General features: G+C 64.6%; 9 protein-coding genes. 6 read left to right on the top strand and 3 right to left on the bottom strand.

Annotated features, from left to right (window positions below):
• Positions 1–162 precede the first annotated feature (162 nt).
• The 3 genes from V6M39_RS13665 (at position 163) to ilvC (ending at position 3,622) form a co-directional block, all read left to right on the top strand.
• Entirely contained in the window at positions 163–1,932 is a 1,770-nt protein-coding gene (locus tag V6M39_RS13665) for an acetolactate synthase large subunit (RefSeq protein WP_332644366.1), read from the top strand.
• 88 nt (positions 1,933–2,020) lie between these two features.
• Complete coding sequence (ilvN, locus tag V6M39_RS13660) at positions 2,021–2,551, top strand: acetolactate synthase small subunit (protein ID WP_332644365.1); 531 nt, start codon at positions 2,021–2,023, stop codon at positions 2,549–2,551.
• Between the two features lie 45 nt (positions 2,552–2,596).
• Complete coding sequence (ilvC, locus tag V6M39_RS13655) at positions 2,597–3,622, top strand: ketol-acid reductoisomerase (protein ID WP_332644364.1); 1,026 nt, start codon at positions 2,597–2,599, stop codon at positions 3,620–3,622.
• Between the two features lie 58 nt (positions 3,623–3,680).
• Here the strand turns inward: ilvC and V6M39_RS13650 are convergent, their stop codons facing one another.
• Positions 3,681–6,395, bottom strand: coding sequence for a lamin tail domain-containing protein (locus V6M39_RS13650; RefSeq protein WP_332644363.1), 2,715 nt, complete (start codon positions 6,393–6,395; stop codon positions 3,681–3,683).
• A gap of 91 nt (positions 6,396–6,486) precedes the next feature.
• Positions 6,487–7,938 carry a MocR-like transcription factor YczR gene (yczR, locus tag V6M39_RS13645; RefSeq protein WP_332644362.1) on the bottom strand — a complete coding sequence of 484 codons (1,452 nt, stop codon included), beginning with the start codon at positions 7,936–7,938 and terminating at the stop codon, positions 6,487–6,489.
• A 60-nt stretch (positions 7,939–7,998) separates the two neighbouring features.
• Here yczR and V6M39_RS13640 point away from each other — a divergent pair, with 60 nt between their 5' ends.
• The 3 genes from V6M39_RS13640 to V6M39_RS13630 all read left to right on the top strand — a co-directional run bounded on the left by V6M39_RS13640 (position 7,999) and on the right by V6M39_RS13630 (position 10,389).
• On the top strand, positions 7,999–8,157 hold the full coding sequence (locus tag V6M39_RS13640) for a hypothetical protein (RefSeq protein ID WP_332644361.1): 159 nt from the start codon (positions 7,999–8,001) through the stop codon (positions 8,155–8,157).
• Positions 8,130–8,771, top strand: a complete 642-nt coding sequence (yczE, locus tag V6M39_RS13635) for a membrane protein YczE (protein WP_332644360.1) — start codon at positions 8,130–8,132, stop codon at positions 8,769–8,771. Before V6M39_RS13640 ends, yczE begins: the two co-directional genes overlap by 28 nt.
• 67 nt (positions 8,772–8,838) lie before the next feature.
• Positions 8,839–10,389 (top strand): amino acid permease, encoded by a 1,551-nt coding sequence (locus V6M39_RS13630; protein ID WP_332644359.1) that lies wholly within the window; start codon positions 8,839–8,841, stop codon positions 10,387–10,389.
• Positions 10,390–10,401: 12 nt separating this feature from the next.
• Here V6M39_RS13630 and V6M39_RS13625 read toward each other — a convergent pair whose 3' ends face one another.
• Positions 10,402–10,965, bottom strand: a complete 564-nt coding sequence (locus tag V6M39_RS13625; RefSeq protein WP_332644358.1) for an O-methyltransferase — start codon at positions 10,963–10,965, stop codon at positions 10,402–10,404.
• Positions 10,966–11,203: the final 238 nt, after the last annotated feature.

Raw genomic sequence — 11,203 nt, 5'->3', positions numbered from 1 at the left:
CGAGACTGATCAGCGTGAACGTGGAAATTCTCGTAGTAGATGACTGACGCGATGGCCTGATCGGCCCCGCGTCTCCCTCGAATGCCTCACGGCCGAGGGATTTTTTTATGCGAACTCACCGACAAGCCACGGGCATACTGAAATGGACAGAAGGATGAACTCATGACCGAAACGCTCACCGGGGCGCAGAGCCTCGTGCGGGCACTGGAGCAGGCCGGGGTCGACACGATCTTCGGCATCCCAGGCGGCGCGATCCTGCCTGCGTACGACCCGCTCTTCGACTCCAAGCAGATCCGCCACATCCTCGTTCGCCACGAGCAAGGTGCCGGTCACGCAGCGCAGGGCTATGCGCAGGTCACCGGCCGCGTCGGCGTCTGCATGGCGACGTCAGGTCCCGGTGCGACCAATCTCGTGACCGCGATCGCCGACGCTCACATGGACTCGGTCCCGATCGTCGCGATCACCGGCCAGGTCCCGAGCGGTGCCATCGGCTCGGACGCATTCCAGGAAGCCGACATCCGCGGCATCACGATGCCGATCACCAAGCACAGCTTCCTTGTGACCAACGCCGACGAGATCCCGCGCGTCATCGCGGAGGCGTTTCACATCGCCAGCACGGGTCGTCCAGGACCGGTCCTCGTCGACATCTCGAAGGACGCGTTGCAGGCGCAGACGACCTACAACTGGCCGAGCGAGCTCGCCCTGCCCGGCTATCGCCCGACCACGCGTCCGCACGGCAAACAGGTCCGCGAAGCCGCGCGCCTGATCGCCGAGTCCGAGCGCCCGGTCCTGTACGTCGGTGGTGGTGTGATCAAGGCCGAAGCCTGGGAAGAACTGAAGGTTCTTGCCGAGCTGACCCAGATCCCTGTTGTCACCACGTTGATGGCCCGCGGAGCGTTCCCCGATTCGCACGAGCTGCACCTCGGTATGCCCGGTATGCACGGTTCCGTCGCGGCAGTCGGTGCGTTGCAGAAGAGCGACCTGCTGATCTCGCTCGGTGCGCGCTTCGACGATCGTGTGACGGGCAAGCTCGACTCGTTCGCGCCCGGTGCCAAGATCATCCACGCCGACATCGACCCGGCCGAGATATCCAAGAACCGAGCTGCAGATGTCCCGATCGTGGGCGACTGCCGTGAGGTCATCGCCGACCTGATCACGATGCTGCAGAAGCAGACGGCCGAGGACAAGCTCACCGTCGAGTGCAGTGCGTGGAAGTCGCAGATGCTTGCCGTGAAGGCGAAGTACCCCGTCGGCTACGACAAGCCCGAGACGGGTCTCGCCCCGCAGCAGGTCATCGAGCGCATCAGCGCGATCGCCGGTCCCAATGCGACCTACACAGCTGGCGTCGGTCAGCACCAGATGTGGGCTGCTCACTACGTCGACTTCGAGCGCCCACGCCAGTGGCTCAACTCCGGTGGCCTCGGCACGATGGGCTACGCCGTTCCTGCTGCCATGGGTGCGCAGGTTGGCCTTCCCGACGCAGTGGTCTGGGCCATCGACGGTGACGGCTGTTTCCAGATGACCAACCAGGAGCTGGCGACCTGCGCGATCGAGGGCATCCCGATCAAGGTTGCGGTCATCAACAACTCCTCGCTCGGCATGGTGCGCCAGTGGCAGACGCTGCTGTACGACGGTCGCTACTCAAACACTGACCTCAACACCGGACCGGAGGACATCGGCGCTCGTCGTATCCCCGACTTCGTGAAGCTCGCGGACGCATACGGCTGTGTCGGGCTCCGCTGCGACAACGAGGCTGACCTGGACGCCACGATCGAGAAGGCCATGGCGATCACCGATCGTCCTGTTGTGATCGACTTCGTGGTCGAGCGCGACGCCATGGTCTGGCCGATGGTCCACGCGGGAACCAGCAACGATGCGATCCAGATCGCTCGCGACATGGCGCCCGAGTTCGATGAGGAGGAGATGATCTGATGTCACGCCACACGGGTGACATGACAAGCTCGCGCCTGGAGCAGGTGGCGCTGGCTACAATCCCAAGCCGACCTCGAGTGAGCACACAATGAGCCGACACACCCTCTCTGTCTTGGTCGAGAACACTCCGGGTGTTCTCGCGCGCGTCTCGAGCTTGTTCATGCGTCGCGGCTTCAACATCGACTCGCTCGCTGTCGGACCGACCGAGATCCCCGAGATCTCGCGCATGACGATTGTCGTGAACGTTGACGAGCTTCCCCTTGAGCAGGTCACCAAGCAGCTCAACAAGCTCGTCAACGTGCTCAAGATCGTCGAGCTCGACTCGAGCACGGCGGTTGAGCGCGAGCTCATGCTGATCAAGGTGCGTACGGACGCCCAGACCCGTGGGCAGGTACTGGAGACCGTGCAGTTGTTCCGCGCCAAGGTTGTCGACGTCGCCACCGACGCCGTGACGATCGAGGCAACCGGCGACGCCGGGAAGCTCACCGCGATGCTCAACGTCCTGGAGCCCTTCGGGATCCGAGAGATCGCACAGTCGGGGCGCGTGGCGATCGGCCGCGGATCCCGTTCCATCACCGACCGCACCCTGCGTACCGTTCCTGGTTCGCAGGCAGGCTGACTAGCCAAACCAACACTCAAAACCGCTTCAAGGAGAAGAACCCCAGTGGCTGAACTGTTTTACGACGACGACGCAGACCTGAGCATCATCCAAGGACGCCACGTGGCGGTCATCGGTTACGGAAGCCAGGGTCACGCGCACGCGCTCAACCTGCGTGATTCCGGCGTCGACGTCCGTGTCGGTCTGGCCGAGGGCTCCAAGAGCAAGGCCAAGGCTGAGGCAGAGGGCCTCCGCGTCCTCTCGGTCGCCGAGGCGGTCGAAGAAGCCGACGTCACCGTCGTGCTCGCACCCGACCAGTTCCAGCGCCACATCTACGCCGAGTCGATCGCTCCCAACCTGGTAGAGGGTGACGCCCTGGTCTTCGGCCACGGCTTCAACATCCGCTTCGGCTACATCGAACCGCCGGCAGGCGTCGACGTCCTCCTGGTTGCCCCCAAAGCCCCAGGCCACACCGTGCGCCGCGAGTTCGTCGCAGGTCGCGGCATCCCCGACATCGTCGCGGTTGAGCAGGACGCCAGCGGCAAGGCGTGGGACCTCGCGCTCTCGTACGCGAAGGCCATCGGCGGTACGCGCGCAGGCGTCATCAAGACGACCTTCACCGAGGAGACCGAGACGGATCTCTTCGGCGAGCAGGCCGTGCTTTGTGGCGGCGTTTCGCACCTCGTCCAGGCCGGCTTCGAAACGCTGACGGAGGCTGGTTACCAGCCGGAGATCGCGTACTTCGAGGTTCTGCACGAACTCAAGTTGATCGTCGACCTCATGTGGGAGGGCGGCATCGCGAAGCAGCGTTGGAGCGTCTCCGACACAGCCGAGTACGGCGACTACGTCTCGGGTCCGCGCATCATCGATGCGTCGGTCAAGGAGCGCATGCAGTCGGTCCTTGCCGAGATCCAGGACGGCACGTTCGCCGCGCGCTTCATCGGCGACCAGGACAACGGTGGCAAGGAGTTCCTCGAGCTGCGTGAGAAGGAAGCCGGCCACTCGATCGAGGCAACCGGCAAGGTGCTCCGTTCGCACTTCTCGTGGAAGCAGCAGGACGCCGACTACGTCGACGGCCAAGCCGCTCGCTGATCCAGACACAAACGAAGGCCCCGAGTCCGCGTAGGTCTCGGGGCCTTCGTCTGCCCTATCAGAGCAGCTTCGGGATCACGATGTAGGTCGTGACCAGCGTGAGCACTGGCTTGAGGCCTACCCAGGTGATCGTGTAGTGCGGGACGGCGAGTGTGTTGTACGTGACCTGCGCGGTCGACTCGTTGCCTGCTTTGTCGACTGCCGTCGCGGTGAACACCGTCTTCGAGTTCGAAGGATGGGTCGTCTTGACGGTGCAGGTGTCGATGCCCGAGAGCGCATCAGACCCCTCGCACGTCGGGTTCGGGAGCTTGCCGGCGTGCTTCTTGGGATCCGGAGCGCCACCGAGCGTGACCGTCGGCTTCACCCGGTCGATGTCGATGTTGTCGACCGTGACGCTGGCCGTGCCGCCGTCCACCGAGGAGATCGTCCCCGTCGCGGTCTGGTCGGCTGCCGACTCAGAGAGGACCACCGGTGCGGGGCACGGCCCTGCGAGTGGAGATCCCTGCGGCGTGCAGGTGAACGTCACCGTGACGGCCGAGCGGTACCACCCGCTGGGTGCCTGAGTTCCCGTGACGTCCGCCGTGATCAGCGGGTCGTGGGGGACCGCGGTGCAGTTGATCGTGCCTGACCGAAGTGAATGACCGTCGGTGTCGCCATCGTCGGACCAAACGACTTCCTTCTTGCCGTCCACGCAGGTTGACTGCGGGGCGATCGCGAGTCCCTCGTTGTTGAGGTTGGGCATTCCCGCCGGACGGTCGAACGCGGTATCGACGACGAATACGCCGCTCGTGACCTTCAGTTGCGACGACTTGCCGTCGTGGGTGTCGTCGGTGACGGCCCACAGGCGCTGGCGCTCAGGGTCGAAGTTGACGTCGGCCAGGTGTGGGAAGCCGCTGTCGATGGTCGCCAGCTTCGTTGCCGCGCCGCCGTCGGACGGCAGAGCGAACAGGTGCAGATCGCCGGAGTCCTCGACGGCGACGGCAAAGACGCCGGTGCCGTGCTGTGGGTAGTCGGCGGGATCGTATGCCTGCCCCGTGTTCTGGTCGACGAAGCCGTTGCCCGTGAGATAGGAGTCGGGGATCCAGGCGACACCCTCGAGCCCGAGGTTGGCACCGTTGGCCGGGATGAGGCTCGTGACGTCCCACTCGTGGGTGGCCGTCAGACCGGGAGACGCCGGGTCGTAGCTCAGGATCGAGCTGCGGCTGACTCCGCTGGCCTCGTTGTTGCGCTCTGACGCGAGGTAGACGGTCCCGTCGGGGCCGACCGCGATGCCCTCCGTGTCGGGGGCTCCCGAACCGTTGGTGTACTTCGGATCCTTCGGCCAGCCGGCGGCCGGGACCCAGTTGGCGCCGTCGCGCACCAGCTTGAACAGCGTGCCCTTCTTGTTTTGAGCCGCCCACAGCACTCCTGCGTCGGAGGGATCAAACGTCAGTCCGCTCAGGTCCTGAACAAACGTGTCCGTCAGATCAGATGTGTGGACGACTTGGTCGCCCGGCCACACATCGGTGTTGAGTCCGGGACATGTGTTGGCGGTGCCTTTGGTCGGCGAGACCGTTGTGGTGAAGTCGCCGAGTGCATCCTTGCAACGGCCGTACGTACTGGTCGCGTGAACCGTCCAGGAGTACGACTCGGCGAGGTTGCCGTTGTTGTCGAACAGTCGAGCCGAATCGGCGCCGCCAAGGCCGAAGCCGAACGCTGACTCGTCGATCACGAAGTAGTCGTGCGCGGCGATAGTTCCGCTGGGGATTGTGTAGCCGGGCTCGGCGCTGTCCTTGAACGTCCACCCCGCGAGGTCGACGGGGGAGTCGCTGATGTTGACGAGCTCGACCCAGTCACCGGGAGCGCCGCCGCTGGATTCGATCTCGTTGATCCGGACAGGGCTGCAGGCGTTCGCAAGACCTCTGGTTGACGTTGTCGTCAGGGCGAACTCACCGGATCCGTCTGGGCAGCGGCCGAACGTGGTCGCGGCATGAGCCGTCCAAGCGTGGGTGTCGACGGCGGTGGCGCCATCAGCCAGGAACAGTGTGACGGAATCGTTGCCACCCAGGCCGAAGCCGGGAGACTGGGCGATCTCGGTGTAGATCGCGTAGTGACCGCCAGCAGGGATTGAGGTGCCGGCCGGAACGACGACCGGTGTGGCGACGTGCGACGGGTCGTTGTCGAGAATCTTCCAGCCCGAGATGTCAGCGGCGGTGGTGCCGGTGTTCACGAGCTCGACCCAGTCCGCGACCTTGTCACCGTTGGACTCAATCTCGTTGATCTTCACCTTGGGACTCGTCGGTGGGTCGACCTGGCAGTCGTTCTCCGACCCCTGCGTCTGGGTGGTGTTGAGCACGAGGTCGCCGGACCCATCGGGGCAGCGTCCGAATGACGGATCGAGGTGCGATGTCCACGAGTATTCGTCGACGAGCGTGGTCCCGGCCTTCAGCTTGACCAAGTCTGCACTGCCGAGTCCGAATGAGAAGTGAGTGTCCTTGACGAGGGTCAGGTATGCGCCCGGCTCGAGGATCGTTGGCGCGTTTGCGACGACCGCTGGTAGGGCAGCGCTGTCTTCAAGTGTCCAGCCGTTGATGTCGACTGGGGAAGAGCCCGTATTGATGAGCTCGACGTAGTCATTCGGCACACCCTGTGACGAGACCTCGTTGATCTTGATGTCTGTCGGGCTGCCAGGCGCGGGATCGGCGCTTGCGCTGTGCGGCAGGGACATGAAAACGATGCCGGACAGAGCCAGCATTGCTGCGGGGAAGACTGCAAGCTTTCGACGTACGCGCATGGTTCCTCGGGTTCCGTGTAGGGGGTCGACCCGAAGGTGGCAGTGCTGCGAGAACTCACGGTGAACGTGAGTCAGTCTTCTCGCGAATTCTTCAGGCGATCAGCTCGAGCGTGTCCCGCGAGTCTGGCGAATTATCGGTTGAGGCCGAACCGCCGGTCACCTCGTCATAGGCGCGGCGCATGCGTACGACCGCTTCGGTCAACGCGTCTTGGTTCGGCATGAACGGCAACCGCAGGTGGCGCTCGCTTGCCGGGACTGGGCTGGTGAAGAACCGCGGGCCGGGCGTGAGGGTCAGTCCATGGCGGGCAGCCGACGCGACAAGTCGGGACGACATACGTTCGGGCAGCGTCACCCAAAGGCTCGAGCCGCCGCCAGGGCAAGGTGCGATGATCTCGGGTAGCGACGTGGCGAGTTCGCTGAGGAGATGATCCCGGTTGGCGCGGAGCCGGGCGCGACCGGCGGCGGCTGTCTGACCTCCCTCGGTCAACAGCTCGGCGACGACGAGCTGCTCGAAGCCTGCCGTACCGAGGTCTTGGTTCATGCGGGCCTGCACGAGAGGAAGCACCAGCTCGTGCGGTACGCGAGCCCAACCGATCCGAAGTCCGCCCCACAACGTCTTTGACGTGGAGTCGACAATCACGCAGCGATCGTCGTACGTCCCGAAAGACGGCGGCAGCTCGATGCCATCGAGGTTCACATCGCGCAAGGACTCGTCGACGACCGGCACGATGTCGTTGCGGCGAAGCTCGTGTGCCCAGGCCCCGCGCTCCTCGTCGGTCATCACGGCGCCAGTCGGATTGTGGAAATCGGGGATTATGTACGCAGCCTGGTGGGCAGCACCCCGCACCGCGGCGGCAAGCGCCTCCGGATCCCACGGAGTCTCGCCGACGGGCATGGAGGTCAGGCGAGCGCCGGCAGCGACGAGCGACTCCGGGGCATGTGGCCAGCTCGTCCCCTCAACGATTACGCGGTTGCCGGGTTGGACGAGGACACGGCCGAGTAGTGAGATCGCTCCTTGAGCCCCACTCGTCACCACAATCTGGCTGGGGTCGGTCGGCAAGCCGCGATCGGTATAGCGCTGCGCGATGATCTCGCGGAGTGCGGGCAGGCCATCCGGGAGATAGCCCGTTGTCGCGAGCAAACCGGGAAGTTTTGCCGCCGCGGCCTCGAATGCCCTGGCGAGACCGGGCGGGCCGATCGGTGCAGAGAAGGTCATCGCGATCGTGTCGGTTTCTGGAGCCGAGACAATCAGGCTGCTCGCGTTGGACGCCGACAAAGGCAGTCGCACGATGCTTCCGGATCCCTGACGAGAGTGCAGGAGGCCGGTGTCGCGTAGCTCTGCGTACACGCGGGTTGTCGTCGTACGGCTGACTCCAAGGGCGACCGCGAGCGCTCGCTCGGACGGCAGACGGCTGCCATCTGGTACTCGGCCGTCGATCACTAACAGGCGTATCCGGTCGGCGAGGTCGCGGTAGGCAGGGCCAGTTGAGTCGCTCTGGCCGAGCAGATTCGCGAGGCGAGGAGCGGAAAGAGTAGGAGCCACATGGCCACTATTCCATAATTGGCTATTTATTGGAATGCCAATCTGATGCACCATGGAGTCATGACCATGATCCTCGCCCTCGTCGGGCTCCTCGCCCTTGTGGCCACCTTGGTGATGCTCGCGCGTGCCGTAGCAACGGACGGCTACGGCAAACGCCCGCCGCCACGCAGCCATCAGGAAGAGATGGGTTCATGGATCACGCAGCAGCTTTCGCGATGATGCGCCTGCCCGAGCGGCTCGTACGCCTCATCGTGGGCCTCTTCCTGTACGGCTTTACAGTGGCGATGATGGTCGAGTCGACCCTTGGCCTGGATCCGTGGGACGTGTTCCACGAAGGGCTGGCCAAGCAGGTGCCGTTGTCATTCGGGCAGGTCGTCATCGTCGTTGGCGCTCTGGTGCTCCTGCTCTGGATTCCTTTGCGACAGAAACCCGGCATCGGCACGATCCTCAACGTCCTGCTCATTGGTCTCGCCGCCGACCTCGGCATCGCCGTCATCGACCAGCCCGACAGCATCTGGCTGCGCGGACTGCTTTTGGTCGGAGGTGTGGTGGGCAACGGATTTGCCGGTGCGCTCTACATCGGAGCGCAGCTCGGCCCGGGGCCCCGCGACGGACTGTGGCTCGGGCTCGTACGACGAACGGGCCGCAGCGTCAGGTTCTGGCGAACCGTGATCGAGGTGACCGTCCTGGTCGTCGGATTCCTGCTCGGCGGCACGGTTGGGCTCGGAACTGTGCTTTACGCCGTCACGATCGGCCCCATCGTGCAGATCTTCCTGCCACTCGTACGGATTGATCTCACAGAAGGAAAGTTGCCGCAACGGGTGCCAGACTGACCCGATAGGGGATACGTTCTCGCCACACGGCCGGTTTTGTGCGGCCGCAGGACACCCGGGGGCTCGCATGGCACAGGACGTTGTAGGCAGAGCGCGTCGCCTGCCCTCTGAGCTTGCGATGCTGCGCATCACCAACGCGCGCCATCGCTTGCCAGCCGTGTTGGGCACGGGGCTCCTCGTCATGCTGGCGCTCGGCGTCATGATCGGTGGCGGTATCTTCTCGCTGGCTGGCACCCAGGCCGCGACGATGGCCGGACCCGCTGTCATCGTCTCGTTCGCCATCGCAGCGGTGGTGAGTCTGCTCGCCGCTCTGTCGTACGCCGAGCTTTCGTCCACGATCCCCACGGCCGGCAGCGTCTACACGTTCGCGTACGTCGCGTTCGGCGAGCTCTGGGCGTGGATCGTGGGTTGGGCTCTGGTGCTGGAGCTCGTCGTGGCAGCCGCAGTGGTCTCTCGTATCTGGGCGTCTTACTTCACCGCCACTCTCGACGGGTTCGAGATCGGCATCCCGGAGTTCGTCGCCAAGCACTCGCAGGTCGCAGAGGGCACCGGCTGGATCGGGGCTGCGCTCATCGTCGTTCTCATGCTTCTGGTGATGACGGGCGCCAAGCTCACCGGCCGTGTCCTGGCGCTGATCGTCTCGGCCAAGCTCGTGGCGGTCCTGCTCGTGATTGCCGTCGGTGCCACTTACGTCAAGTCAGCCAACTACACACCCTTCGTCCCGAAGGCGCAGGCTGTCGACGGCGGATCCTCCACCGTGCTCCAGACGCTCATTGGCACGAGCGACGCCTTCGGCATCTTCGGTATCTTCACTGCGGCGGGAGCGATCGTCTTCGCGTTCATCGGCTTTGACCTCATCGCGACCGCTGCAGAGGACGCCAAGGAACCGCGACGCTCGATCCCGCGGGCGATGCTCGCCTCGATCGCCATCGTCACCGTCCTGTACGTGGCGATGGCCGCGGTACTAATCGGCTTGCGTCCGTACAGCGAGCTCAACACCGCAGCCCCGGTCTCCGACGCACTGCGCGCCGCTGGGTCACCGGGATGGAGCTCCAACGTCATCAACATCGGTGCGCTGTTCGGGCTAACCACCGTCGTACTGGTTGTGCTGATCGCCCAGAGCCGTGTGTTGTTCGCGATGGGGCGCGATGGTCTGCTGCCGAAGGGACTGGCCAAGGTCGGCGCAGGCTCGTCTCCGTCGCGCGCTGCAGTCCTGGCTGGTCTCGCGGCGGCGTTGCTGGCGCTCGACCCGGATTCGGTCAAGCGGGCTGACCTTCTGGTGCTCGGCACCCTCTTCGCCTTCGCGTTCTGCGCGGTGGGCGTCATCCGGCTCCGTAGGTCGGAGCCAGAGCTTGAGCGGGGATTCCGGGTGCCGCTCGTACCACTGGTCCCGATCCTTTCGCTGCTCGCGACGATCTGGCTGTCGTTCAACCTCACGTGGACGACGTGGCGCGACTTCGCAATCTGGATGGCCGTCGGGCTTGTGATCTACGCGGCGTACGGCCGTGGCCACAGCGTGCTCGGCAACCGTGATGACGAGCCGGAACAGCCTGAAATCAAGCAGGCCGAAGCGCCACCCGTAAGAGCTCCGAGACCGCCAGGAGCGCACCGCGCCTAAGGCACGCCTGCGTCAGCGGCGAGTGGCGATGATCAGCGAGGCGTCGACGTCAATGAGCATCTCTACAGCCGCGAACCGCTCGTCGGTCAGCCAGCGCTCACGGATGGTGTCGACACGGCCTTCGACGATCGGCGGCCAGAACGCGGACGGTGCGAAATCGTCGAGCACCACGATGCCGCCTGGCTCCAGAAGATCGGCGAACACATCGATCGCTTCCATGACGTCGCGCACGTCCACGAACAGCAATGAGAACGGTGCGTACTGCTCAAGCGTTGACCAGTCGCCGGCGATGACGTCGACATTGGGTGTCTCGGCGAAGATCTTCTGCACGTCTTCGGCCAGGGCCGGGTCGAGCTCTGCGCTGACGATGCGGGCATCTTTGGGAGCGCCGCTCGACAACCAGGCTGAACCGACACCGCAACCGGTGCCGAGTTCGGCAAGAGTCCCCGTACGTGATGCGGCGAGCGCGGCAAGCAATCGGCCGGTCTCGTTGCGAATCGACGTGATGAATCCGCGCTGGCGCGACAGGTCGAGAGTGCTCGAGACGATCTCGGGGACTTCTGCTGGAGCGCTCACGCCGAACAGTGTCGCATGAGTGACCGACGTCTGGCTGCGCTCGCAAAGTGTCTCGTCAATCGAGACTCGGTGACAAAATGCGGACGCGAGAGCCAGACCCGGTCTACTCTTGACGCATGCGGAAGCAGCAGCTCGTAGTAATCGCTTGCCGCGGCAGGGCCTCTTAGGGCCACCCCTGCCGCGGAGTTTCGGCATTGGCTCGCCGTTCCGCCGCAGGGATCCAGATCACGACCTGATC

This window comes from Aeromicrobium sp. (genome assembly GCF_036675695.1).
GTDB lineage: Bacteria > Actinomycetota > Actinomycetes > Propionibacteriales > Nocardioidaceae > Aeromicrobium.
The sequence above is the reverse complement of the archived record's forward strand: the minus strand, read 5'-3'. Positions and strand labels throughout refer to the sequence as shown.